General features: G+C 63.0%; 24 protein-coding genes. 17 read left to right on the top strand and 7 right to left on the bottom strand.

Going from position 1 to position 24,872, the window contains the following annotated elements; translation table 11 throughout:
* Positions 1–210: 210 nt before the first annotated feature.
* Positions 211–972, bottom strand: coding sequence for a DeoR/GlpR family DNA-binding transcription regulator (locus BM151_RS16775; RefSeq protein WP_090061898.1), 762 nt, complete (start codon positions 970–972; stop codon positions 211–213).
* 234 nt (positions 973–1,206) lie between these two features.
* Between BM151_RS16775 and glpD the strand changes: the two genes are divergently transcribed.
* From glpD to BM151_RS16820, 9 genes are all read left to right on the top strand, one after another.
* Positions 1,207–2,802 carry a glycerol-3-phosphate dehydrogenase gene (gene glpD, locus BM151_RS16780; protein WP_090061899.1) on the top strand — a complete coding sequence of 532 codons (1,596 nt, stop codon included), beginning with the start codon at positions 1,207–1,209 and terminating at the stop codon, positions 2,800–2,802.
* A gap of 42 nt (positions 2,803–2,844) precedes the next feature.
* Entirely contained in the window at positions 2,845–3,933 is a 1,089-nt protein-coding gene (locus BM151_RS16785; protein WP_090061900.1) for an ABC transporter ATP-binding protein, read from the top strand.
* Between the two features lie 12 nt (positions 3,934–3,945).
* Positions 3,946–5,031, top strand: a complete 1,086-nt coding sequence (locus BM151_RS16790; RefSeq protein ID WP_090061901.1) for an ABC transporter ATP-binding protein — start codon at positions 3,946–3,948, stop codon at positions 5,029–5,031.
* Positions 5,031–5,903 carry a carbohydrate ABC transporter permease gene (locus BM151_RS16795; protein ID WP_090061902.1) on the top strand — a complete coding sequence of 291 codons (873 nt, stop codon included), beginning with the start codon at positions 5,031–5,033 and terminating at the stop codon, positions 5,901–5,903. The genes BM151_RS16790 and BM151_RS16795 overlap by 1 nt, the downstream gene beginning before the upstream one ends.
* Before the next feature lies 1 nt (position 5,904).
* Positions 5,905–6,759: a carbohydrate ABC transporter permease gene (locus BM151_RS16800; protein WP_090061903.1), complete on the top strand. Its 855-nt coding sequence runs from the start codon at positions 5,905–5,907 to the stop codon at positions 6,757–6,759.
* 18 nt (positions 6,760–6,777) lie between these two features.
* Positions 6,778–7,050: a DUF2160 domain-containing protein gene (locus BM151_RS16805; protein WP_090061904.1), complete on the top strand. Its 273-nt coding sequence runs from the start codon at positions 6,778–6,780 to the stop codon at positions 7,048–7,050.
* A 59-nt stretch (positions 7,051–7,109) separates the two neighbouring features.
* A complete protein-coding gene (locus BM151_RS16810) occupies positions 7,110–8,816 on the top strand; it encodes an ABC transporter substrate-binding protein (RefSeq protein WP_090061905.1) in 1,707 nt (568 codons plus the stop codon).
* Positions 8,817–8,978: 162 nt separating this feature from the next.
* Positions 8,979–10,463 carry a glycerol kinase GlpK gene (gene glpK / locus BM151_RS16815; protein WP_090061906.1) on the top strand — a complete coding sequence of 495 codons (1,485 nt, stop codon included), beginning with the start codon at positions 8,979–8,981 and terminating at the stop codon, positions 10,461–10,463.
* Positions 10,463–11,632 (top strand): iron-containing alcohol dehydrogenase, encoded by a 1,170-nt coding sequence (locus BM151_RS16820; RefSeq protein WP_177213194.1) that lies wholly within the window; start codon positions 10,463–10,465, stop codon positions 11,630–11,632. The genes glpK and BM151_RS16820 overlap by 1 nt, the downstream gene beginning before the upstream one ends.
* A gap of 116 nt (positions 11,633–11,748) precedes the next feature.
* Here the strand turns inward: BM151_RS16820 and murB are convergent, their stop codons facing one another.
* Both murB and BM151_RS16830 read right to left on the bottom strand, forming a co-directional pair.
* The gene (murB, locus tag BM151_RS16825) at positions 11,749–12,807 is read right to left on the bottom strand and encodes a UDP-N-acetylmuramate dehydrogenase (RefSeq protein ID WP_218151384.1); all 1,059 of its coding nucleotides are present in this window, start codon (positions 12,805–12,807) and stop codon (positions 11,749–11,751) included.
* Positions 12,752–13,384 carry a helix-turn-helix transcriptional regulator gene (locus BM151_RS16830; protein ID WP_090061998.1) on the bottom strand — a complete coding sequence of 211 codons (633 nt, stop codon included), beginning with the start codon at positions 13,382–13,384 and terminating at the stop codon, positions 12,752–12,754. The genes murB and BM151_RS16830 overlap by 56 nt, the downstream gene beginning before the upstream one ends.
* Before the next feature lie 216 nt (positions 13,385–13,600).
* Between BM151_RS16830 and BM151_RS16835 the strand changes: the two genes are divergently transcribed.
* The 3 genes from BM151_RS16835 (at position 13,601) to BM151_RS16845 (ending at position 15,190) form a co-directional block, all read left to right on the top strand.
* The gene (locus BM151_RS16835) at positions 13,601–14,203 is read left to right on the top strand and encodes a superoxide dismutase (RefSeq protein WP_090061909.1); all 603 of its coding nucleotides are present in this window, start codon (positions 13,601–13,603) and stop codon (positions 14,201–14,203) included.
* A 124-nt stretch (positions 14,204–14,327) separates the two neighbouring features.
* Positions 14,328–14,666 carry a ferredoxin FdxA gene (fdxA, locus tag BM151_RS16840; protein WP_090061910.1) on the top strand — a complete coding sequence of 113 codons (339 nt, stop codon included), beginning with the start codon at positions 14,328–14,330 and terminating at the stop codon, positions 14,664–14,666.
* Positions 14,663–15,190: a flavin reductase family protein gene (locus BM151_RS16845; RefSeq protein ID WP_177213196.1), complete on the top strand. Its 528-nt coding sequence runs from the start codon at positions 14,663–14,665 to the stop codon at positions 15,188–15,190. Before fdxA ends, BM151_RS16845 begins: the two co-directional genes overlap by 4 nt.
* A gap of 17 nt (positions 15,191–15,207) precedes the next feature.
* Here the strand turns inward: BM151_RS16845 and BM151_RS16850 are convergent, their stop codons facing one another.
* Both BM151_RS16850 and BM151_RS16855 read right to left on the bottom strand, forming a co-directional pair.
* A complete protein-coding gene (locus BM151_RS16850; protein WP_177213197.1) occupies positions 15,208–15,741 on the bottom strand; it encodes an NTP transferase domain-containing protein in 534 nt (177 codons plus the stop codon).
* A gap of 43 nt (positions 15,742–15,784) precedes the next feature.
* Positions 15,785–16,753, bottom strand: a complete 969-nt coding sequence (locus BM151_RS16855; protein WP_090061913.1) for an XdhC family protein — start codon at positions 16,751–16,753, stop codon at positions 15,785–15,787.
* A gap of 401 nt (positions 16,754–17,154) precedes the next feature.
* On the opposite strand from BM151_RS16855, the gene BM151_RS16860 reads away from it, so the two are divergent.
* Genes BM151_RS16860 through BM151_RS16880 form a run of 5 tightly spaced genes read left to right on the top strand, consistent with a single transcriptional unit; the run spans position 17,155 to position 23,290 of the window.
* Complete coding sequence (locus BM151_RS16860) at positions 17,155–17,739, top strand: NADase-type glycan-binding domain-containing protein (RefSeq protein ID WP_143093121.1); 585 nt, start codon at positions 17,155–17,157, stop codon at positions 17,737–17,739.
* Entirely contained in the window at positions 17,708–18,082 is a 375-nt protein-coding gene (locus BM151_RS16865) for an SH3 domain-containing protein (RefSeq protein ID WP_143093122.1), read from the top strand. The genes BM151_RS16860 and BM151_RS16865 overlap by 32 nt, the downstream gene beginning before the upstream one ends.
* Complete coding sequence (locus tag BM151_RS16870; protein WP_090061916.1) at positions 18,079–20,781, top strand: PASTA domain-containing protein; 2,703 nt, start codon at positions 18,079–18,081, stop codon at positions 20,779–20,781. Before BM151_RS16865 ends, BM151_RS16870 begins: the two co-directional genes overlap by 4 nt.
* Positions 20,781–21,338 carry a hypothetical protein gene (locus tag BM151_RS16875; RefSeq protein WP_090061917.1) on the top strand — a complete coding sequence of 186 codons (558 nt, stop codon included), beginning with the start codon at positions 20,781–20,783 and terminating at the stop codon, positions 21,336–21,338. The genes BM151_RS16870 and BM151_RS16875 overlap by 1 nt, the downstream gene beginning before the upstream one ends.
* A 5-nt stretch (positions 21,339–21,343) precedes the next feature.
* Positions 21,344–23,290 (top strand): SEL1-like repeat protein, encoded by a 1,947-nt coding sequence (locus BM151_RS16880; protein WP_090061918.1) that lies wholly within the window; start codon positions 21,344–21,346, stop codon positions 23,288–23,290.
* A gap of 39 nt (positions 23,291–23,329) precedes the next feature.
* On the opposite strand, the gene BM151_RS16885 is transcribed toward BM151_RS16880, so the two are convergent.
* Together BM151_RS16885 and BM151_RS16890 are read right to left on the bottom strand one after the other, a co-directional pair.
* Positions 23,330–24,175 carry a GNAT family N-acetyltransferase gene (locus BM151_RS16885; RefSeq protein WP_090061919.1) on the bottom strand — a complete coding sequence of 282 codons (846 nt, stop codon included), beginning with the start codon at positions 24,173–24,175 and terminating at the stop codon, positions 23,330–23,332.
* 372 nt (positions 24,176–24,547) lie between these two features.
* Entirely contained in the window at positions 24,548–24,847 is a 300-nt protein-coding gene (locus BM151_RS16890) for a hypothetical protein (RefSeq protein ID WP_090061920.1), read from the bottom strand.
* Positions 24,848–24,872 lie beyond the last annotated feature (25 nt).

Here is a 24,872-nt window from a genome sequence, read left to right on the forward strand (position 1 = left end):
CGGGAGTGTAACACATGATGCGGCCAAACCCAGATGGGACAATGGTCGGATGGAATGGCGGCGGTCAAGCGCCGAGAAATCGGGGGCAGATCGCGTGTCGGATTGCTGCCATCCCCACAGACATGGCTGCGTGGCTTAAGCCAAACAGCCTCCGGTAAATCGGGCGCGCTTCAATCCTGATCTGTTGGCGGTTGGACGTTGGGCGTGCTTTCAGCAGTCGGAGACCACTTCGGTGTTCCAGTTTGAGCAGGCCTGAGAAAGATCGGCCGGGATCGGTTGGTCGGTGAAAAAGACGTCGATATCGGAAAGCGATGCGATCCGTGCGGGGGCACTTCTTGAGAATTTGGTGTGATCCGAGACAAGGAAGATTTTGCGCGATTGTCGCAGGATGGCCTGGCTCACGCTCACCTCTTGAATGTCGAAGTCGAGAAGATCTCCATCACGGTCGAGTGCGGAACAGCCGATGACCGCCAGGTCGAATTTGAATTTCCGGATGGTCTCGGCGGCCAGGTTGCCGACCAGCCCACCATCTGAACGCCGCAAATGCCCTCCGGTCACGATCACTTCGCAATTTCTGTTTCCGGCCAGGATGTTGGCAACATTCATATTGTTGGTGACGACCATCAGATCCTTGTGCTGCAACAACTCCTGCGCCACCGCTTCCGTGCTCGTCCCGATGTTGAGAAACAGTGAAATCCCGCTGGGAATACGTGCCGCACAGGCGCGCGCGATGGCGACTTTTGCATCCGCGTTCAGCTGTCGGCGATCTTCGTAACCGATGTTGATTGTGCCGGAGGCGAGCACCGCCCCGCCATGCACGCGCTCGAGCCGCCCAAGTTCGGCCAGTTCAGACAGATCGCGGCGAATGGTCTGATGGGTCACGCCGAAATGCTCCGCCAGCCCTTCGACGGTGACTTTGCCGGTCTTGCGGGCAATCTCGAGAATGACGGGATGGCGGAAATTGTTGGACATGATATTCGGTTTTCTTCGTTTTTCACGGTTTCGTCGAAAAAACGCGAAAATTGAATGCGAATCCAGATGATTTATCGCCGCAGCTGCGTGATTTTCGTGAAAATTCGTTCGCATCTGCGGAAATTGCGCATCTAAGCTGTTGATTTCCTTAAATCGAAAATAAACGAAAATATATGACTTGCGTTTATCTTTGTTTCGATCTTACGTTAGCGCCACAACTCGGGAGGAGAACCTGTGCGCGGAAACGAGAGCACATATCCGGTCGATCTTTTTGTGATCGGCGGCGGTATCAATGGCTGCGGGATCGCGCGGGACGCGGCGGGGCGGGGCTATTCCGTCACGCTTGCGGAGATGAGCGATCTGGCCTCGGCCACCTCCTCCGCCTCGACCAAGCTGTTCCACGGTGGATTGCGCTATCTCGAATATTTCGAGATCCGGCTGGTGCGCGAGGCGCTGATCGAGCGCGAAGTGCTCCTGCGTGCGATGCCGCATATCAGCTGGCCGATGAGATTTGTTCTTCCTTATCATAAGGATATGAGGTTCGAGTCGGAAACGCCGACCTCGAGGCTGCTCTCTGTCGTGATGCCGTGGATGAAGGGCCGCCGCCCGGCCTGGCTCATCCGGCTTGGGCTTTTCATGTACGATCATCTGGGTGGTCGAAAGATCCTTCCCGGCACGACGACCGTCGATTTGCAGGGCACGCCCGAGGGGGCAGCTTTGCAGGAGCGCTTCGCCAAAGCCTATGAATATTCCGACTGCTGGGTCGAGGATTCCCGCCTCGTGGTGCTCAATGCCCGCGATGCCGAGGCCCGCGGCGCCGCGATCCTGACCCGTACCAAGGTGCTCCGTGCCGCGCGCGAGGGCGATCTTTGGCGGATCGAAACGAAAGATATGGAAAATGGCGCGACGGCGACCCATTACGCCAAGATGCTGGTCAATGCCGGCGGGCCTTGGGTCGGTGATGTGATCCATGACAAGATCGACCTGCCATCGAAAGAGGGCGTGCGGCTTGTGCGCGGCAGTCACATCGTCACCCGCAAGCTTTATGATCACGACAAGTGCTATTTCTTTCAGGGCACCGACGGGCGGATCATTTTCGCGATCCCCTATGAGACGGATTTCACCCTGATCGGGACGACGGATGCCGAACACAGCGACCCGTCCGAAAAGCCCTATTGCACGGATCAGGAGCGCGATTACCTGCTCGCCTTCGCCAACAAGTATTTCAAGGCGCCGATCAGCGCCGAGGATGTGGTCTGGAGCTATTCCGGTGTGCGCCCGCTCTATGATGACGGGGCCTCTTCGGCGACGGCGGCGACCCGCGATTACACGCTCAAGGTGGACGCGACGGGCGGCGCGCCGGTGCTCAATATCTTTGGTGGCAAGATCACGACCTATCGCCGTCTTGCCGAAAGCGCGCTTGAGAAAATATCGGAACATCTGCCGGACACAAAGGGCCAGTGGACGGCAGGTGTGCCTCTCGCCGGTGGTGATTTCCCGGTGGACGGCGTGGACCGGCTGGTGACGGAACTGGGCGCGACCTACGCCTTTCTCACCCCGGCCTGGGCGAAACGCCTGGTGCGGGCCTACGGGACGGAAGCGCGCGAACTGCTCGGTGCGGCCGAGAGCGCCGAGGCGCTCGGGCGCGATTTCGGCGCGACGCTGACCGAGACCGAAGTGATCTGGCTGATGGAGCGCGAATATGCGCGCAGGGCCGAAGACATCGTCTGGCGCCGCTCGAAGCTCGGGCTGCGACTGGATGCGACGCAGATCGCGGATCTGGATGACTGGATGCAAAGCCACCGCGCACGGATGGCCGCCGCCGAATAAAGCCAAAGGCCAGAAACAACAAAGCGCGGGGAGGAGGACCTTATGACGCTGGAACTGAAGGGCGTATCGAAGATCGTGGAGGGGCAGGTGCATATCGCCGCCACCGATCTTACGCTCGAAAAAGGAACAATGAATGTTCTTTTGGGCCCGACCCTGTCGGGCAAGACCTCGCTGATGCGGCTGATGGCCGGTCTCGATCAGCCGAGTAGCGGCAAGATCTTCTGGCAGGGCCAGAATGTGACCGGCATGCGCGTGCAGGATCGCCGCGTCGCCATGGTCTATCAGCAATTCATCAACTACCCGTCGATGAGCGTCTATGACAACATCGCCTCGCCGATGAAGCTCCTGGGCGTGGATCAGGCCGAGATCGACCGCCGTGTGCGCGAGAGCGCGGATCTGATGAAGCTCACGCCCTTCCTCGACCGCAAGCCGCTCGAACTTTCGGGCGGGCAGCAGCAGCGCTGTGCTCTGGCGCGGGCCTTGGTCAAGAATGCCGGGCTGGTGCTTCTCGATGAACCGCTTGCCAACCTCGATTACAAGCTGCGCGAGGAGTTGCGGGTCGAGATCCCGAAGATTTTCGAGGCCTCCGGCTCGATCTTTGTCTACGCGACGACGGAGCCGGAAGAGGCGCTTTTGTTGGGGGGCAATACGGCGACGCTTTGGCAGGGCCGCGTGACGCAATTCGGGCCGACGCCCGAGGTCTACCGCCAGCCGGTCGATGCCACGACGGCGCGGGTGTTCTCCGATCCGCCGATGAATTTCCTGCAGATCTCCAAGACTGGTGAGCGGCTGATGTTCGGCGACGGGCAGAGCACCGTGGCGACGGGCAAGCTCGCCGAGCTGCCGGACGGGCGCTATATGGCCGGGTTCCGTCCGAACCATCTGGAAATTCTGCAACATACAGAAAATGCGATGAAGTTCACCACGCACCTGCATGTGACCGAGCTCACCGGTTCGGAGACTTTTGTTCATCTCGATCACCACGGTGCGCGTTGGGTCGGGCTGATCCACGGGGTGCACGATCTCGAGATCGGTGCCGCGCTCGAGGTCTGGCTCGACCCGCGCCACGTCTATGTGTTCGGCGAAGACGGGGGGCTCGTCGCGCCCGCCGCCTACGCGATGGCGGCGTGAGGAGGCGCGATCATGGCAAGAATTACCCTCGACAATCTCGCGCATTCCTACAATCCGAACCCGGGCTCCGAGGCGGATTTCGCGCTCAAGGAACTCAATTACGACTGGGAAGACGGCGAGGCCTATGCGCTTCTCGGCTCTTCCGGCTGTGGCAAGTCCACGCTTCTGAACATCATCTCGGGGCTTTTGATGCCCTCGCAGGGGCGCATCCTGTTCGACGGCAAGGACGTCACCCACGCGCCGACCGCCGAACGCAATATCGCTCAGGTGTTCCAGTTTCCCGTGGTCTACGACACGATGACCGTGCATGACAATCTGGCCTTTCCGCTGCGCAACCGGGGCCGCGATGAGAGCTATGTTGCCGAGCGCGTTCAGGAAATCGCGCGCATGATCGGCATGGAAGACATGCTGCGCAAAAAGGCGCGCGGACTTGGTGCGGATGCCAAGCAAAAGATCTCTTTGGGCCGTGGCATGGTGCGCAAGGACGTGAACGCGCTTCTGTTCGATGAGCCGCTGACCGTGATCGACCCGCATATGAAATGGGAGCTCCGCACCCAGCTCAAGAAGCTGCACCACGATTTCGGTCACACGATGATCTACGTGACCCACGACCAGACGGAGGCGCTGACCTTCGCCGACAAGGTTGTCGTCATGTATGACGGCCGCGTGGTGCAGATCGGCACGCCCGAGGAGCTGTTCGAACGTCCGGCCCACACATTCGTCGGTTATTTCATCGGCTCGCCGGGGATGAATGTGATTCCCGCCAAGGTGGTGGGGACAACGGCCTATATCAACGGCTCCGAAGTGGCGCTTGGCGCGGGCTATGGCGCGCTTGATGGCAAGGTCGAGATCGGCGTGCGTCCGGAATTCGCGCGCCTCACCGAAGGGGAGGGCCTGCCGGTCAAAGTGCGCCGTGTCGAAGATGCCGGCCGTCACAAGATCATCCGCGCCGAGTTCTTCGGTCAGGACATCAATATCATCGCCGGCGAGGACGATCCGGTGCGTGTCGACATGAACCGCGTCACCTTCGATGCGGCAAAGGTCAATGTCTATGCGAATGACTGGCGTGTGACGCCCGAAAGCGGGGAGGCCGCGTGATGCAACAGAAAACCACCAATCAAAAAGCCTGGTTCCTGGTTCTGCCGGTGCTGATCCTCGTGGCGTTTTCCGCCGTGATCCCGCTGATGACCGTGGTCAACTATTCCGTGCAGGACACCTTCGGCAACAACCAGTTCTTCTGGGCCGGGCTCGAATGGTTTCAGGAAATGCTCTCGGACGAGCGCATGTGGAACGCGCTTCAGCGTCAGCTGATGTTCTCGGGCATCATCCTCGCAATTGAAGTACCCTTGGGCATTTTCGTCGCGCTCAACATGCCGAAATCCGGCTTCTGGTCATCCTTCTGCCTCGTGGTCATGTCGCTGCCACTGTTGATCCCATGGAACGTGGTGGGCACGATCTGGCAGATTTTCGGTCGCGTCGACATCGGCCTGCTGGGCTACACGCTCGAGGCGCTGGGCATCGATTACAATTACACCCAGAACACGATTTCCGCCTGGATCACCATCATCGTCATGGATGTCTGGCACTGGACCTCGCTCGTGGCACTTCTGGCCTTTGCCGGGCTGAAATCCATTCCCGACGCCTATTATCAGGCGGCGCGGATCGATCAGGCGAACCGCTGGAAAGTGTTCCGTTTCATCGAGTTGCCCAAAATGATGGGCGTGCTGATGATCGCCATTCTGCTGCGCTTCATGGACAGTTTCATGATCTACACCGAGCCTTTCGTGGTCACCGGCGGTGGTCCGGGCAATGCGACGACGCTTCTGTCCATCGATCTGGTGAAAATGGCGCTGGGCCAGTTCGACCTCGGACCCGCTGCCGCCTTCTCGCTGATGTATTTCCTCGTGATCCTGTTGATTTCGTGGGTGTTCTACACCGTGATGGTCAACCTCGACAAAAAGGGCATGTAAGATGACGGACGCAACCGCCCACACACCCGCCGCCACCAAGCCGCGCAGCCTGCCCAAGGTGAACAGCCGCGCCGTGGTGATGACGCTCTATCTTCTGTTCCTTATGCTGCCGATCTACTGGCTGATCAACATGAGCCTGAAGACCAATGCCGAGATCCTGGGCAGTTTCTCGCTCTGGCCGCGCGATCTGACATTCGCCAATTACATCACCATCCTCACCGACGAGGCGTGGTACATGGGCTATGTCAATTCGATGATCTACGTGGTGATGAACACGGTGATCTCATTGGCCGTGGCGCTGCCCGCCGCCTATGCGTTTTCGCGCTACAATTTCCTGGGCGACAAGCACCTGTTCTTCTGGCTTCTGACCAACCGCATGGCACCGCCCGCCGTCTTTGCCCTGCCGTTTTTTCAGCTCTATTCCTCGATCGGGCTGTTCGACACCCATATCGCCGTGGCGCTGGCGCATTGTCTGTTCAACGTGCCGCTCGCCGTCTGGATCCTCGAGGGCTTCATGCGCGGCGTGCCGAAGGAAATCGACGAGACCGCCTATATCGATGGCTACGGCTTCGGACGGTTCTTCGTGAAGATCTTCATGCCGCTCATCGCCTCGGGCATCGGTGTGGCTGCGTTCTTCTGCTTCATGTTCTCCTGGGTCGAGCTGCTGTTGTCGCGCACGCTGACCTCGGTCGATGCGAAACCCATCGCCGCCACCATGACCCGCACCGTCGGTGCCGCAGGTGTCGATTGGGGCGTGCTGGCCGCCGCAGGGGTACTCACCATCGTGCCGGGCGCGCTCGTGATCTGGTTTGTCCGCAATTACATCGCCAAGGGCTTTGCCCTCGGGCGGGTCTGATCAAAGGAGGATCAAGACATGGACTGGATGGCATGGACCTGGCCGACCGCCACATTCTTCGCAACGATCGCAACGCTTCTGGTGATCTTCACCGTGCTGGCGATCAAATTTCCTGAAACGCCACGCATCGGCGTCTTGGGGATCGAGACCACGCGGGGGGATCGGCTGTTCATCACGCTTTTGGGCTCGGCCTTCATCAATCTGGCGTGGCTTGGCCTCGTCGGCACCACCCAGGCGCTCGCGCTGGTGGTGTGCCTGATCTTTGCTGCCATCGTGTTTCGCTGGGTCTGAGGAGGACCCGGGCGAGACCGAAAACACCGAACAACAAGGTTCACATAGGGAGGAAACCAATGAACCATCGTCTCAAGACAACAACCGCACTGGCGCTGGGGCTCGGCCTTTTGTCCGTGCCTGCTTTTGCCGACATGGAGGCGGCGAAAGCGTTCCTCGACGCCGAGATCGGCGATCAGTCGGCGCTGTCGCGCGCCGATCAGGAAGCCGAAATGCAGTGGTTCGTCGATGCCGCGCAGCCGTTTGCCGGCATGGAAATCAAAGTGGTCTCCGAGACCATCACCACGCATGAGTATGAATCTCAGGTGCTCGCACCCGCCTTCGAGAAAATCACCGGCATCAAGATCACTCATGACCTGATCGGCGAAGGCGATGTGGTCGAGAAACTCCAGACCCAGATGCAGTCCGGCGAAAACATCTACGACGCCTATGTCAACGATAGCGACCTGATCGGCACGCACTGGCGCTATCAACAGGTGCGCAACCTGACCGACTGGATGGCGGGTGAAGGCGCAGATGTGACCAACCCGGGTCTCGATCTCGACGACTACATCGGCACCCAGTTCACCACCGCGCCGGATGGCAAGCTCTACCAGCTGCCCGACCAGCAATTCGCCAACCTCTACTGGTTCCGCTACGACTGGTTCACCGATCCGGCGATCATGGCCGACTTCAAGGCGAAATACGGCTATGATCTCGGGGTGCCGGTCAACTGGTCGGCCTATGAGGACATCGCGGAGTTCTTCACCGGTCGCAACATCGACGGCGTCGATGTCTACGGTTCCATGGACTACGGCAAGAAAGACCCGTCTCTGGGCTGGCGCTACACCGATGCGTGGATGTCCATGGCCGGGATGGGCGACAAGGGTGAGCCCAATGGCCTGCCGGTCGACGAATGGGGCATTCGTGTGAACGAGAACTCCCAGCCCGTCGGCGCCTGCATGTCGCGTGGCGGTGCCGCCAACAGCCCGGCAGCGGTCTATGCGGTCGAGAAAGCCATCGACTGGCTGAACAAATACTCGCCGCCCGCCGCGATGGGGATGACCTTCTCCGAGGCTGGCCCGGTTCCGGGTCAGGGCAATATCGCGCAACAGATGTTCATGTACACCACCTTCGTTGCACCTCTTGTCGACAGCCCGGCGGTGATGAACGGCGACGGCACGCCGAAATGGCGTCTCGCCCCCAGCCCGCATGGTGTCTATTGGGAAGACGGGATGAAAGTCGGCTATCAGGACGTGGGCTCCTGGACGCTGATGAAATCCACGCCGGAAGACCGTGCCAAGGCGGCATGGCTTTATGCGCAATTCGTCACGTCCAAGACCGTGGATGTGAAGAAAGCCCATGTCGGCCTCACCTTCATCCGGGAATCCACCATCCAGCATGACAGCTTCACCGATCGTGCGCCGAAACTCGGTGGTCTCGTCGAGTTCTACCGCTCGCCGGACCGTGTGCGCTGGTCGCCGACCGGCACCAATGTTCCGGATTATCCGAAGCTGGCCCAGCTGTGGTGGCAGAACATCGGCGACGCCATGTCCGGGGCGAAATCCGCTCAGGATGCGCTCGACAGCCTCTGCGCCGACATGGAGAAGGTCATGGAACGTCTCGAACGTGCCGGCATTCAGGGCGACCTGGGCCCGGTCATGAACGACGAGAAAGACGCCTCCGAATGGCTCGCCATGGCGGGTTCGCCGAAACCGGCGATCGAGAACGAGCGTGAGGAGCCGAAAACCGTCTCCTATGACGAACTCGTGGCCTCCTGGCAGTAAGCCTTTGCGATGATCGAGGGGGCGGGGATTTCCCCGCCCTCTTTTCATCTGACACGCAACCGTCCCCTGTTCCGGCTCGCTGCTCTTTTCCGTCATGCGCTCATGGCCTAGCCTATGACCGAGCAGAGCGAATTCGCCGAAAGACCTTCCGGGAGGACACCCTTGACCTATATTCTCGCCATCGATCAGGGCACCACATCGACCCGCGCCATCCTGTTCGACGACCGCCTGTCGGTCGCCCATACGGCGCAGGAAGAATTCGAACAGCATTTCCCGCAAAGCGGCTGGGTCGAACATGATCCGTCCGATCTCTGGGCCACCACCGCCGCCACCTGTCGGGCGGTGATCGAGAAGGCCGGGGGGGATGCCAGTGCCATCGCCGCCATCGGCATCACCAATCAACGCGAGACGACCCTGGTCTGGGACAGGCTGACGGGACAGCCGATCCACCGTGCGATCGTCTGGCAGGACCGGCGCACCTCGGATCTGTGCAAGGACCTGAAAGCCGACGGGTTCGAGGAGGTGGTGACCGAAAAGACCGGGCTTTTGCTCGATCCTTATTTCTCCGCCACCAAGCTCAAATGGATCCTCGATCATGTCGAGGGCGCCCGCGACCGTGCGGCAAAGGGCGAGCTTTTGTTTGGTACGGTCGACAGCTGGCTGGTGTGGAAACTCACCGGCGGGGCGGTGCATGCCACCGATGCCACCAATGCCGCGCGCACCATGCTCTTTGATATTCGAAAAGGGCGCTGGTCGACGACGATTTGCGAACGCTTCGACATTCCGATGGCGATGCTGCCCGAGGTGCGCGACTGCGACGCCGATTTCGGCGAGACCCGCCCCGATCTCTTTGGTCGCCCGATCCCGATCCGCGGCATCGCCGGCGACCAGCAGGCTGCCACCATCGGTCAGGCCTGTTTTGAGCCGGGCATGGTGAAATCCACCTATGGCACCGGCTGTTTCGCGCTTCTGAACACCGGCGAGACGCCGGTGCGCTCGCAAAACCGGCTTTTGACCACCATCGCTTACCGCATCGGGGGCAAGACGACCTATGCGCTCGAAGGCTCGATCTTTATCGCCGGTGCCGTGGTGCAATGGCTGCGCGACGGGCTGAAGATCATCCGTGAGGCGAAAGAGACACAGCCCCTGGCAGAAAAGGCCGATCCGACCCAGAACGTGGTGCTGGTGCCGGCCTTCACCGGGCTGGGGGCGCCTTATTGGAATGCCGAATGTCGCGGCGCGGTCTTTGGCCTGACCCGCAATTCCGGGCCGGAGGAATTCGCCCGCGCAGCACTCGAGAGCGTCGGCTATCAGACCCGCGATCTTCTCGAGGCCATGCATGCCGATTGGCAGGGCGAAGCCACCACCGCACTCCGGGTCGACGGTGGCATGAGCGCCTCGGATTTCGCCATGCAATTCCTTTCCGATATCATCGACGCGCCGGTCGATCGCCCGAAAGTGCTCGAGACCACGGCGATGGGCGTGGCCTGGCTCGCCGGTCAGCGCGCCGGCGTCTATCCGGACATGGACGGGTTTGCCGCCACATGGGCACTCGACCGCACGTTCGAGCCGGATATGGACGCGGACACACGCAAAACCAAATGCGACAGCTGGGCGCGCGCCGTCGACGCCACGATGCGGTTCTGATGTCCGGGCTTGCCGAAAGCCTCGCCGCCGCTCCGGTCGCCGACATCGCCTTTACCGCGCCCGCGCGCAGTCTGATCGGGCGCGGCGCCAAGGATCAGGTCGCGGCTTTGGTGCGCGAGATGGGGCAGAGCGTCCTCTTGTTGCGCAGTGCCTCGGTCGCCTGGGCCGATGCGCTGCGTGCAGAGCTCGAAACGCTTGGCCTGAGCGTCACGGTGGTGACGGCACGGGGCGAACCGACCGCTGATCAGGTGCGGGACGGCGTGACACAGGCCCGCGCGGCCGGGGCCGATTGTGTGGTGTCGGTCGGAGGTGGCGCGGTGATCGATCTCGGCAAGGCGATTTCCGGCCTTTGCCCCTCCGAAGGCGATGTGATGGATCATCTGGGGCTTGGAGATGGCGCCGCCCCGAAACTCGCCACGCCGCTTCCCTTCGTGGCCATCCCGACCACTTCGGGCACCGGGGCAGAGGCCACCCGTAATGCGGTGATCGGCGTGCCGGAGCAGGGGCTCAAGATCAGCCTGCGCGACCCGCGCCTCGTGCCGGATCTGGCGGTGGTGGATGCCTCGCTCACAGATGGCCTGCCGAAAGACCTGACGCTCGCCACCGGGCTCGATGCGTTGACCCAGCTGATCGAGAGCTACCTGTCGAACCGCGCCAACCCCGTCACCGATGCGCTCGCGCGCGGGATGATTGCCGCCGCCGCCGCCGCGCTGCGCCTGTTGATGGCGGGCGAGGATGCGGTCGCGCGCGACACCATGGCCAAGGCCAGTTATCTGAGCGGCCTCGCGCTTGCCAATTCCGGGCTTGGCATCGTGCACGGCCTGGCCGCCGTCATCGGCAGTCGCGGCGGCGCGCATGGCGCCATCTGCGGGCGGCTTTTACCTGCTGCCCTGACGGTGAACCGCGCCGCACTGGCAAGGGCAGGGATGTCGGTGGCGCGTTGCGATGAGGTCGACCGCTGGCTGCGCGACGGGTTCGGAACATCGCCTCGGGCGTTTATCGATGCACAGGGGCTGGCCTCTCTCGCCGAGCTGCATTGCGCTGCCCCGCTCTGGGATGACATGGCGCAACGTGCGTTGACGGCGTCATCGACACAGGCCAATCCCGTCCGGCTCAGCTTTTCCGACGTCAGGAGGATTCTCGAGATTTCTGGTGAAGCTGCTGATTGAGCGTCGTCAGAGTTTTGGGAAAGATGGCCGTTTGACCTGAGAGAGGGGCTGGCTCATCTGGTCGTCGTGATTGCGGTGGATTGGCGGTGACGCAGCGGCCTGCGGATTGGGGGCCTCTATCCGAGCGTCACAGGTTCCGGCACCAGGGTGACACCGAATTTGGCGCGCACCCGCCGGATCACCTGATCGGCCAGGGCCTGAACCTCTGGCAAGGTCGCACGCCCGTGGTTGACGATGATCAGGGCATGGCCGGTGTGAATGCCGGCATCGCCGATCCGTAGGCCTTTCAACCCGCAGTGATCGATGAGCCAGGCCGCAGAGAGTTTGACGCCATCCGGGGTCGGATGTGCGGGCATCTCCGGGAGGGAGCGTAGAGTTTCCTGCGTGACGATGGGATTGTGAAAGAACGACCCGACATTGCCCAGCACCCGCCAATCCGGAAGTTTCGCCGCACGTTGCGCCAGAACCGCCTCTAGGATCGTCTCGGGTGTTTGCGGCGCGGGCAGATCGCGAAGCCCGACATAGCTCAGAACGGGGTGCCACGGGCGGGGCAGGCGCAAGGTCACCTGAGTGATGAGGTAGCGGCCCGGCGCGTCTTTGAACAGGCTGTGACGATAGCCAAAGCGACAGTCCGCCTTGCCCAGCGTGATCATGCTGTCCGCCCTGCGGTCATAGGCTTGCAAGCTCTCGAAAACATCGGAAAGCTCCATGCCATAGGCGCCGATGTTCTGGACCGGGGCCGCGCCGACCGTGCCGGGAATGCCCGCGAGGTTTTCCAGCCCGCCGATGTCCCGCGCCGTCAGCCGCGCGACCAGATCGGACCAGTCTTCGCCGGCCTGCGCCGTCACCCTGACGTGATCCCCGGGGCTGTCGTCCACGGACCAGCCTTTGATCGCCATCACGCCCACCACCGCGTGCAGCCGGTCGGGCAAAAGGCAATTGCTCGCACTGCCAAGCAGGTGGAGCGGCAGGTTGAGCCGCTTCGAGAGGCGGGCGAGGTCGCGAATGTCCTCCGCCCGCGTCACCTCCGCGCCATAGCGGGCGCGGGAGGAAAAGCCGAAGCTGTTGCGGTGGGACAGGTCGAAATATTCGGTCAGGCGCATGGGGATGATCGAAGGCTCATCCGTGCGGGTCCGGCCGTGCGAGGTCGGCGGGTTCAGCTTCGGAGATGACATAGGTACAGCGGCGCCCGCCGCCGAGAATATGTTCCGCGCGTTCGATTTTGGCATGCGCACCGAGCACGGCATTGAACACCTCCATCTCGGCCCGGCAAAACCCCTGACACACGCTTGCCGCAGCACAGATCGGACAGTGGTTTTCGATCAGGCGCAAGGTGCCGTCGCCGGGCTCCTCGACCGTGGCCATATAGCCTTCGTCATTGCGCAGCTCGGCCAGTTTGCGCACCCGTGCGGGCAGGTCGGTGCACTGGCTCATGGCACTGCGGTAGAGCGCTTCGGTGCCGGCCTCGCGGGCGGCAATGATCCGTTCCAGCGCCTGCGGTCCGAGCACATCGGAAATGTTGTTCAGAATCTCGACCGTCAGCGCAGCATGGGTGTCCGGGAACCGCGACTGTGCCTTGTCCGACAGATGCCAATAGACCGCCGGGCGCCCGCGGCCGGCGGCGCGGCGCTCTTCGTTGACCAGACCGTCTTCGAGCAGCCGGGCGAGCTGTTGGCGTGCGGCCTCCCCGGTGATTTGCAGCTGTTTGCCAACCTGGGCCGAGGTCATTGCCCCGTGCATCTTGAGGATCATTAGGATGCGCTCTGAGGGCGCGCGGGGTGACCAGGATGTCTGTTCCAAAGCGGTGTCCTCCTGACGGTTTTCGGTGCCGGGCTTGTCTAGGCAATATTTTGCGCGATATTTTTCCAAGTCGTCGCTTGACATATTGCGCCCAATGTTTTTCAAAGCGAATACTTGTTTTAATATCGTGGTGGCCGCGTTTTCGCAAGCCCCTGAAAGGAGATGCACATGAGTTTCGAACTTCCCGCCCTGAATTACGCTCACGCAGCTTTGGCCGCGCGCGGCATGAGCCAGGAAACGCTTGAGCTGCACCATGACAAGCATCACCAGGCATATGTCACAGCGCTGAACGGCTTCGTCGAGGCCAATGCGGACCTGCAGGGCAAGAGCCTCGAGGAGGTGATCGCGCTGACCTATGGCGACGATGCCCGCGCGCCGATTTTCAACAACGCCGGCCAGCACTGGAACCACATCCATTTCTGGAACGCGTTGTCGCCCAATGGCGGCGGCATTCCGGGCAAGCTGGAGACCAAGATCACCGAAGCCTTCGGCACGGTCGATGCGTTCAAGGCCGCGTTCAAAGCCGCCGCGATCGGGCAATTCGGCTCTGGCTGGGCCTGGCTGATCCAGAAAGCGGATGGCGCGCTCGCCGTGACCAAAACGCCCAATGGGGTGAACCCGCTCGCCACCGGCGAGGGCACGGCGCTTCTCGGTCTCGATGTCTGGGAGCACAGCTATTACGTCGATTTCCGCAATCGTCGCCCGGATTACACCACCAACTTCCTCGACAATCTCGCGAATTATGAATTCGCCGAGGCCAACTTGGCCTGACCGAAACTGGCCTGACCGAAATCTGGTCTGATCGGACGACGCTCTCCAATCCGGCTGACCAGTCCCGCTCGCGTCCTCCGCGGGCGGGGTATTTTCCTCTGCGCATCAAGAGACTGCTTTCCCGATGACCTATGTCGTGCTCGAAAACTGTATCGCCTGCAAACACATGGACTGTGTCGAAGTCTGTCCGGTAGACTGTTTCTACGAAGGTGAGAACATGTTGGTGATCCACCCGGACGAATGTATCGACTGCGGAGTTTGCGAACCGGAATGCCCGGCCGACGCGATCCGCCCCGATACTGAGCCGGATGTCGAACAATGGGTTGAGATGAACCGAAAATACGCAGAGATATGGCCGGTGATCACCCAGATCGGGGTGCCACCGGAAAATGCCAAGGAGATGGATGGCGTGCCCAACAAGTTCGAGACATTGTTTTCGCCCAATCCGGGGAGCGGCTCATGAGCCTTTTGCAAAGCCCGATATTGGACCCGACGTTTGAAAGCGATGTCGAGATGACGGATTTCCGCGATGCCATGGCGGCGCTGGCGGCGACCGCCTGTCTGGTGACCGCGGCTGACGGGGGGCTGCGGCTCGGCAGGACGGTGACGGCGGCTTTCTCCCTGAGCGCGCAACCGCCTGCGATCCTTGTTTCGATCGATGCCAGCGCGCCGCTCGCGGCGCTGATCCGCAAGCGTGCCGGCTTTTCCTTTGCCATCTTTGCTGAGGGGCAACAGGCCATCGCCGATGGCTTTGCCGGCAAGGTCCCGCAGGAGCATCGTTTCGAGCAGGGCACATGGGGCGATTGGCCGTCGGGGCACCCGCGGCTCGCACACGCCGTGGCCGCGATGGACTGCAGTGTGATCGGGGAGATCGAGCTGGACAGTCATATCCTGTTCGCCGGGGGACTCACCAGGATTGGTCTGGATCGCACGGCGCGGCCCCTGGTCTGGCATCAGCGTCAGTATAAATCCGTCCAGCCCCTCTGAGCGCGGTTGCTCGGGCTCTATCGGGGCATGTCCTCGGGGCGGTCGATGTCGCGCAGGTGATTTTCCGGCAAGGCCAGGCAGTGGTCCGTCGGAATGCGGCTGAGCCAGGACCGTGCGCCCTGATCCGCCTCGACCCGGAGGATTTCCGGGACCCAGCGCGCGGGGAGCAATGCGGGGGGCAGGCGTGCCGGGCCGATCCGGGCACAGGCCGGTGCCCCTCTGGCGAGCAGTGCGTCAATATCTCCCCGTGCGACCCAGGGCATATCCGCGAGCAGGATCAGCACCTCGCCGATCCCCGGCGCGAGCCGGTGCAGCCCGGCTTTCAGGCTTGCGGATTGCGGGCCGCCTGCCGCCAGCCTGACGGTCGCCAACCCCGCGCGGGCTGCGAGATCGGCCACCTCATCCGAGGCGACAATCGCCAAGCGCTGTGCCGCCTCGGTGCCGGCGGCAAGGGTGAAAGCCGCGTTGGCCAGGGGGCTATCGCCAAGGTGGGCGAGCAGTTTGTCCTCCGGTCCGAACCGGCGCGACGCCCCGGCGGCGAGAACGATCACGGCGCGCGCTCTTGGCTCCGGGCGGCCTTCCTCCAGGCGGTTCTCAGTCGAGTTTGGCATATTCGAAAACCTGCGCCAGAACCCCGGCGGCGATCGCATGTGGCGCGCGCGCATGGGCGACGAGGCCGAAGGGTTTGACCATTCTGTCGATCCGCTCCCATGGCAGGTCGAGGGCCGCCAGCGCGCGCTCGCGTGTGGCATGCGCCGCGGCACTGCCGAGCGCGCCGACGTAAAAGGCGGGGCTCGACAGGGCGTGAGCGAGCAGGGGTGGCTCCTTGTCATGATCGTGGAAGAACAATGCCACCGCAGAGCGTGCGTCCAGTTTCACCGTATCCGGCCAGCCCGGGCCGGTGAACGGATAGGCCTGTGGCGTGGCTTCGGTTTCAGGATTTATGTCCGGGCTGTACAAGACGGCTTCGATATCTGTGGCATTGGCCATTTCGAACAGCGCGCGGGCTTCCGGCCCCTTGCCGAAAATCACCAGACGAGGACGGGGGTGGAGCTCGAAGGTCTGACCTCCGGTTTGCGCCCCGCGGGCCAGGCGTCCGCTCACGAGGCGATTGTCCCTGGTGATGGTGACGCGGATCGGTCGGCGCGCGCTCAGGCCGGCCAGGGCGTCGGTGATGACGAGGGGCTCCGGTCTCGGAATGAGCGTGATGTCGAGGCCGCCGCCACAGGGCAGTTGCAGATCCATGAAGGGAGAGCCCCGACCATATCGCAGGCGTTTTCCCTGCCCCGAGGCCAAAGCCCCGCGCGCATGCAGGATCACATCATCCTCGATACAGCCCGAGGATAGCGTGCCCCAGTGGTGACCGGTTTCCGAAATCACCATGGCGGCACCAAGCGGGCGATAGGACGGGCCTTCGACCCCGGTGACAATGGCCAGGCACAGGTCGTCTCGCAGAGCGTCATCACGTGCAAAAACGCGAAGCGGGACATCGGTTTCGCAGACCTGAATGGTCGTCGGGATCTCCGTCTGTGCGGTCCGTTCTGTTCTGTGCAACTCGTTCATGATCTTCCTTGCGTGTCCATGCGCAGCGGCTGTCTTTCTCGATGCGCTCTGGGTCAGGTCTTGGTCGGTCTCCACCTCGGGGCCTTCTGCAGAGGGCTCCGGGGTGTCAGCTTGACGGTATTGGTCAGAATGTCCATCCGTAACCAACGGAGACGACCGGGAAGTCCGTGTTCATTTCCGCCCCGGCGCGGGGCCCAGTGCCGATGGCCTGCGCCCTGAGACGCGCGGCAAATACGCGCATCTTTTCTCTGTGTCTGGCTTGGGGTTCTGCTTATCATTCTGATTTTTAACAGTAATAACGTCACAATATATCCCGGCGTCCGATCCGGAACAAGCGCCGGAACGGGCGCGCGCTCTGGCCAAATCAGGCGTTTTCGTCTATCATAAAAAAGCAGCGCTTGATGCGCGAGACAGGAGGCGGGGCGATGCGTCCGAGATTGATTTTGCCACTGCTCGCAGCCCTTTTTGCGACGGCGTCACAGGCCGAGACCTGTGCGGATTTCCCGGCCACGGAATTGGTGGATCATATGCGGATCTGTGTCAGTTCGGTCCTGCCACCGCAGGCGGGAAACCGCTATGGCCCCGCCAATCTGTTCGACGGGTCCGGCAATGCCTGGTGCGAGGGCGTGCCCGGGGTCGGCATTGGGGAGAGCGTGACGTTGCGCCTGCAGGGGGCCGGCGCCTTCCGGCAGGTGATGATCCGCAACGGCTACGCCAAATCGGACAAGGCGTTCTTTGCCAACGGGCGTGTGCGCCTGGCGGAGATTTCGACCGACCGTGCCGCGCCGGTGCTGGTCGAACTGCCCGATACCGCCACCCCGATCACCATCACCCTGCCGGGCAACCAGCCCGACACCCATCGGGTGATCCGGTTCAGGATCGTCGATGTCTACCCGGGTGCAAGATACAGCGACACCTGTCTCAGTCTCTTTGCGGCGGATCTGGAGCATGAACGTGACTTGGAATGGAGATCTCAAGGGTATTAGCGCCATAGCGGCGCTTTTTCTGGCTGGCGCGGTTTGGGTGGGGGCGGCTTGGGCCGAGGCGGATGGGCCGGATTATTTCCGGGTCGTCGATGTGGCGTCGAACGATGTGCTCAACATCCGCGCCGCCCCGACAGCGCGCGCCGCGAAGATCGGTGCGATCCCGCCCTATGGCGACGGTATTCTCAATCACGGCTGCATCAATCAGATGAGCTATGCGCAGTGGCAGGCGGCAAGCCCCGCCGAGCGCGAGAAGGCCCGCAAACGGGTGTGGTGTGACATCAGCTATCGCGGCATACGCGGCTGGGTCGCAGGGTGGTTCCTGGCCGAAGGGAGCCCACCATGATCGCTCGGTTGCTGATATGGCTGGCCGTGCTTCTCATGCCCGTCATGGCGGTGGCCGGAAACGGATATACGTTCAACGAGCGATTTCCGAGCAGCAAGCTCGAAGCCTTTGAAAACGCTGTCCGGAAGGTAAACCCCGACTGCATGCCGTCGCCATATCCGCTGGAAGCCGAATTCTACCCGCTCAGGGTCGGCAAGGCCGCGCTCGCCAATTGTGGTTCCGATGAACAGGTGCGCAAATACAGCAAATATATCCTGCACCTGAAGGACAATCCCGCCGTCACTATCGGCATGCTCGATGATCTGAAGATCGACGCGGCGCAATGTGTGCTGAACACTTTCATCGATGCCGACTCCACGCTCAACGCCTATCAAAAGGACGATTACAAGTCGGTCGTGAACGCGGGGATCAGCGTCGCCAATTGGTATGGCCTTGTGAAGGGGCTGAGCCAGCTGCGCGCGGCCGATGCGGACAGTTTTCTGACGACGCTGATGTCGGCGCGCGAGCGCAATCTCGAACTTGCGGCGCTCTATCATACGGATGTCGGCGGGCGGATATTGGATACGCTTCTCACCAAGCGCTACAAACACGTTCTGGCGCTGGGCTATTACCGCGAGCGCTGTGAGTACGACGCGGCAGCTCTGGAGTTGGAAAACCTCCGCACGGCGACCTATGACGCCTGCGTTGAAGCCGGCCATGCCTACCGTCAGGCGGAGCGCAACCTGCGGCATCACAGCTACACCTTTCGCCTGCCTCTCCAGGAGATTTCTGGAAATAACTTTCATGAGGAATTCGATCTTCTGGTCGATGCCCTCGAGAGCAAGATGCGGCTGTTGGAGCAGTTCGAGGACCATTATACCGAGCTGGAACAGCTCGACCGTGACCTGCCTCCCGAGGCGAAAACCTTCGCGGCGCGGCGCAAAGCGTATCGCACGGCCTTCGATACGGCGCAAAAGGCGATTCCGACGGCGGCCAGCTGCCGGAAACTCGATCCGCTGACCGAGGCGCTGGCGCTTGCGAACGGCACCCGTTTTTCCTGTCGTCCCGCTTTCTACGGCGCGGGGGAGGATGCTCTGCCACATACCGATGAGCTTGTCGCGGCCTTGGCGCAAGAGGCTCGCACGCGCTCCGCCGCTTATTGGGCGCGACTGGACCGCATTCGCGGCCTGCACATGGCGTGCAAGACCGGCGAACGTGATCGCGAAATTGCCGCATTGCGCGAGGAGATGCGCACGCATCCCGGCCTGCGCTATGACAGCGGCGCCTGCCACATGGTCGCACAGCCGCAGCTGGAGCAGGAGCTCGACCGGATGACGGCGGGTCTCCCCGAACATTGCCAGATGACAGCGGTCCCGCGCGACATCCTGCGTCTGCCCACCTCCGAGGCGGTGCGGGCGCTCGAAGAGGCGCGGCTTTTCGTCCTCGGTGCGCCAACCCGGGTGCCGCCGAAAGCCGATGAGCCCGAAGGTATCGTCGTCGACAGCGCTCCCGCGCCCGGGGAACCGGTCCGGGTCTGGACCGGGGTCGCTCTGACCGTGACCGGCCCGCAGCCTGAGCCCGAGGAGGAACCCGAACTCGCCACCGTGCCGGCGATCCTCGGGCTGACCGAGGCCAAGGCGCTCAGCGCCCTGGCAGAGGCCGGGCTGAACGGGGTCGTGGGGAAACGGATTCCGGCGGATCGGCTGGAGCTGAAACCCGGCTTCGTCCATGCCGCCGTGCCAGGACCCGGACGCCCCGCGGCGATGGGGTCGGCGGTCTCGCTGACCGTGATCGGCCCGCGTCCGATGATCGATGTGCCGAGCCTCGCGGGGGCCAAGACCGAGGCGCAGGCCCAGGGTATCCTCGCCGAAGCGGGCTTTGTTCCCGGCCCCGCAGCGGCCGGACATCCCGCGCCCGAGGGCGAGGAGCCGGGCACATTCTATGACACGGATCCGCCCGGGCCGGGTCCGTACCCGATGTTCACGACATTGCGGCCTCTGGCCTTTACACTCCCCGCGCCGCCGGCCGAGCCGGAGATGCGCCCGGTGCCGCCGGTGAAGGGGCTGGAACCGGGCAAGGCGCAGGACATGATCCGCAAGGACGGGTTCTTTGAAGTCGGGACGGTGTCGGCCGGCAAACCGGCAACCGGCAATGAGAAACCCGGCACCGTGCAATCCACCGCCCCCGGGATTGGCCAGCCGGCCCCCGAGGGCACGACGGTCGATCTGTTCGTTGCTGCGCCCGCCGTGGCAATCGACGCCCCTGAGGACCCCGCGCAACCAGCCGAGCCGGCGCCGCTCGCGGCGGGGGACGGCGACTGGATGGGGTTCTGGGAATTGAGCGATTTCAGTGCCGACAGCGCTTCGGCACAGCAGAGCCTGTCGGAGGCCGTGTTGCGGTTCCGCGTCGAAAACGCCGATGGCAGGCTGATGTTCCGGCTCTACAGCAACCGCAACGGTGAATGGAAAAGGTTCATCAATTTTCCGGCTGACATCGACGACGGCGGCATATTGCGCGCAGACCCGAGTTTCCTGCGCGAGCTGGAGGCCAAGATGCAGGCCGATGCCGCGAAAGGCGAGGTGGCACAGCTGACCAAGATGGTCTTTGGCGCATTGAAAGAGCTGGAAATGACCCGCAAAGGTGTCGCTTGCTCGATCCGGCTCTATGACGTGGGCGAAAGCCAGATGATCACGCTCGATGCCCGCTGCCGGCGGTTGTGATGCGCTGGCCGGGGATCATAGCCTCTCTGATCGCAGCGCCGCTTTGGGCCGGGGACTTGATTTGCCCAGCGATCAGCGGCGTGCCGCCGGGCTTCGGTTTCCTGGCGCCCGAGCTTGCGGTGCGTTTTGCCGCGCCGGTTTCCCCGGAGAGACCGGTCACGGAGACGCCAACCGACTGGATCGGATCATGGCGCATCACCCCGCCCGGGGGCGGCCCGGCGCCACTGAGCAGCCTCGAGATCCAATCGGAATTCGGTGCGCTCTGGCTGCGTTGGGACCCCGATCTATCCGATCCGTGCAGTGCCGACACCCGGATCACGGTCACGGCCACTGCTTTGCGGCTGAGCGGCGATCCGGAGGCGCTGACGGAGGCGCGTGCACTCGGCTTGATCCCGCCTCAGGAGGAGGCGCCGGACCTCATGTCCCCTGAGGCGCGTGCCGCGCTCCTGCGCAGCCTGACCCTGAGCCGCAGCGGCAAGCTTTGCTACCTGCGCTGGACCGGCCCGGACGGCCCCGCCGCGCTGCAATTTCTTTGTATTTTAGAAACAGGAGAGTGATCGACATGTTGCGCCCCCTTGCCCTGATGGCCCTGATGGCCCTGTTGAGCCTGCCGTTGAGCGCCCAAGCCGAGATGATCGAGGGCAAGGTCGCATCGGTGGCCGAACAGGGGCGTGTCGAGATCACCTTGCCGGCGGGGCTCTCGGCCAATCCGGATGATCCGGTGACCTTGCTCACCGATATCCCCGGGCTGGGGCTGACCGCGATCAGCACCCTTTGGCGGGTGGAGCAGGTCGAGGGCCAGCGTCTGATCGCCGTGCCCGAAGCGCCGCCCACCGGCACTCCGCAGCCGGGCTATGTCGCCCGGATCGACAGCTCTGCGGCACAGCTCGGGGAGGCCGGAACGGAAGGGGCGCCAGCCGGCGCGGGTCTTGCTCAAAACGGCGAAGACGGTGGGACGGGGCATCTGCCGGATATTCCGCTCCGGCAGATCGACCCCTCACCGGCGGCCGAGAACCTGTATCTTGCGGCGCAGAACCTGATGTCCGAGGGGGATTTCGCGCAGGCCGCGCCCCTGTTGCGCGACGCCGCGCGGCAATATCACGGCCATGCGATGACGGAACTCGGGGCGCTCTATGCATTCGGCATGGGGGTGCCGAAGTTGCACGATGCGGCGCTGGCCTGGCAGGAGCTGGCGGCGCAATATGGCGAGCCGGATGCCTATCTGCGTCTCGGACTGATGCATCTGACCGGTCAGGGCGGTGCCACGGATATTCCGCTGGGCTCGGAAATGCTGCACAAGGCGGCCGCCTATGGCAGCGCCCAGGGCATGTATCTTCTGGCCTTGCTCTATGAAGATGGCACCGGGGTCCCCGCCAGCGAACCGGAAATGGTCTCCTGGCTGCGCGAGTCGGCCGATTATGGCTACGCCCCGGCGCAATCGGTGGTCGGGCAGATCTATCTCGACGGCGATGCCGGGATGCCGGCGGATCGCGCATTGGCGCGTGAGTACCTGACGCGGGCAGCGGAGAACGGCCAGGTTGCGGCGATGGAGGTGCTGGCGGAGCTGCTTGCATCGAGCGATCCGGTGCAGGCCCGGTACTGGCGCGACGCCGCCTATGCCGCGCCGCCCAATCCCGAGAATGAGGGGCTCTGTGTGCGGGACTGGGAATGCTACGATGCGGTCGAGCCGGCCGCACAGGCGCAGCAACCGGCGCAGTCACAGGCGCAACCACAGGTGCCCGGGCCGGCAACCGCCGCCGAACCGGCACGGAGCACCCGCGAGGTGCAGGACTGTGACCGTTTGGCCGCTCATCCCTATGACGACGACCGTCCGGACCCGGCACTCGGCGTGGATTACAGCGGACTCGATGCGGCGCGGGCACTGGTGGCCTGCGAAGCCGCGATTGCGCGCTGGCCGGACAGTCGCCGGTTCCATGCCAATCTCGCGCGGGTGCAGCACAAGCTGGGCCAGCCGGCCAAGGCTTTCGACAGCGCCATGGTTGCCGCCGAGATGGGCAGCGCCCAGGGCATGGCCTTTATCGCGACCATGTATAAGAGCGGGATTGGCGTGGACCCCGACGCCGCCCGCGCCTTCTATTGGTTCGAACGCAGTGCGAATGCCGGCAATGTCGCGGCGATGATGTTCGCGGCCTCGATGACGATCAATCCCGACAGCCCGCACTATGATCCGGTCCGTGCCGCAGGCTTCTATCGCGCCGCCTCAGAGGCCGGCCACGCGGATGGCACGGCCAATCTGGGCGTTCTGTTCAACAACGGTCAGGGTGTTGGCTACGATCCGGCTCAGGCCGCCAGGTTGCTGCTCAGCGCATTGGAACGAGGGTCGCAAAAAGCCTATCAGGAGCTGCTCGTCGATTACGCTGGCCTGTCCCCCGACACCCGCAGGTCAGTGCAGCGGCTGTTGCAAACGCGCGGTCTCTATTCGGGCGGGATCGACGGCGCCTTCGGCCCGGCAACCCAGCGTGCGCTGCGCGCGGTACAGCGCGAGTGAGCGCATGTCGCGCAGCTCTTGCAAGGGGGGCGGGGCAGCTCAGCACAGGTGCCGTGCCAGCATCGCCTCTAGCTCGGTTGTGTGGCACGCTGCCTCCTCCGGGCTCAGGTATCGGATCTCGACGGGTAACCCGGTGGCGGCCCGCAGCACCATCGCGATGACGCGCGTATGTTGGTCCTCCACGACAAACAACCCGCGATCCGGCGTGCGGCAGCGGTGCAGCTCGATAAAGAGGGGCAGGGCCTCTGGGCGCGGCCAAACACCATCGTCATCACCGGCATTTCCGGCGCGGGGCAGCATTGCCATCAGGGTCGCGGCGTCTTTTTGCACGGCGGGGCGCAGCGTCAGGCGGCCGTGCCGCAGGACGGGCGGGTGCAGCTGGAACCATTGCCCGGATGTCATCACATGGTCGTGGCAGGGCAGAGCGCGTCCTTCGACGTGAAAGAACATGCGCCTGCCCGCCGGACGACGCGCGAAGCCGAGGCGGGACAAGAGCGTCTGCGAGGGCAGGTTGTCGTCGCGACAGGTGGCGATCAGCGGCGGCGCGGGGCGGGCAAAATGGGCGGTGATCGCGGTGCGTAGCGCCTGGGACATGATGCCATGACCGCGTGCGCTGCGATCGAGCCAGAACCAGAGATCGGGCACCAGACAGAGACCGCCGATCATGGTGCCGTCCTGTTCCACGATCCGCAGGCGATGCGCCGGGTCTTGGCCGATGGCCAGAATGTCCTCTGCGTCGCGGTGCTCGAACGGTTGTCTTGCGGCCGCCATCCAGCGGGCGGTTTCCGGCTCGCCCAGCTGTTGCACAACCCCGTTCAGGTCGCTGACCGCCATCGGTCGCAGGCGTATGTCCGCGGTCTCGATCACCTCTGGAAAATCGCTCATCGCGGTGCCCCACTCCCTTTTGATGCCCCTGGAGGCTCTCCCGGATCGGGGCACGAATCAAGGCCGCGATTCGTTTCCGCAGGCGCATTTCTGATATTCTGCGATGCGGAAAAATTATTTTGGAACAGAGCGTTACGTTCCCCTCTCACGGGGCGTAACGATATATTACAGATTCACCTTTTCTCGCAGAAACCCGCCGATAACCACCCGGTTTCATTTGCGGAGCCGGGAAGCTTGGCTAGTCTTTCCCAAACGCAAACAGTCGGAAGCTCGAGGGAGGAGAGGCCGATGGTTGACCCAACCGCACAGGTCGGAGAGGGCGTGCCTCAGGCGTCGTCAACAGGGCTGACAGCAAGACTGACAGCAGGGCTGTCAATTGGGCTTTCGTGCGCCCTGAGCATTGCTCATGACATCCCAGATCGCCGACAGGTCACCCGCCATGCGGGCATGAACCTGCGCCAGGAGCCTGTCCCGCCGTGTCGCGGGCAGGGCATCGATCGTCAGGCGCGCGTTGCGCAAATCGTCGGGCGCGGCGGTCTCGATGGCCCTGTCTACCGCGGCGCGGCAGGCCTCATGGTCCTCGGTGTCGTCGCCCGCGGCATCGCTCTCGGAAAGAACCTGTTGCAGCGTTTTGAAAAACCGGGTGTCGGCGGGGTCGTTCATCTGGGTCATCGCGGCGGGGTCTCCGATCAATATT

The sequence above is a fragment of the Celeribacter neptunius genome (assembly GCF_900113955.1).
GTDB lineage: Bacteria > Pseudomonadota > Alphaproteobacteria > Rhodobacterales > Rhodobacteraceae > Celeribacter > Celeribacter neptunius.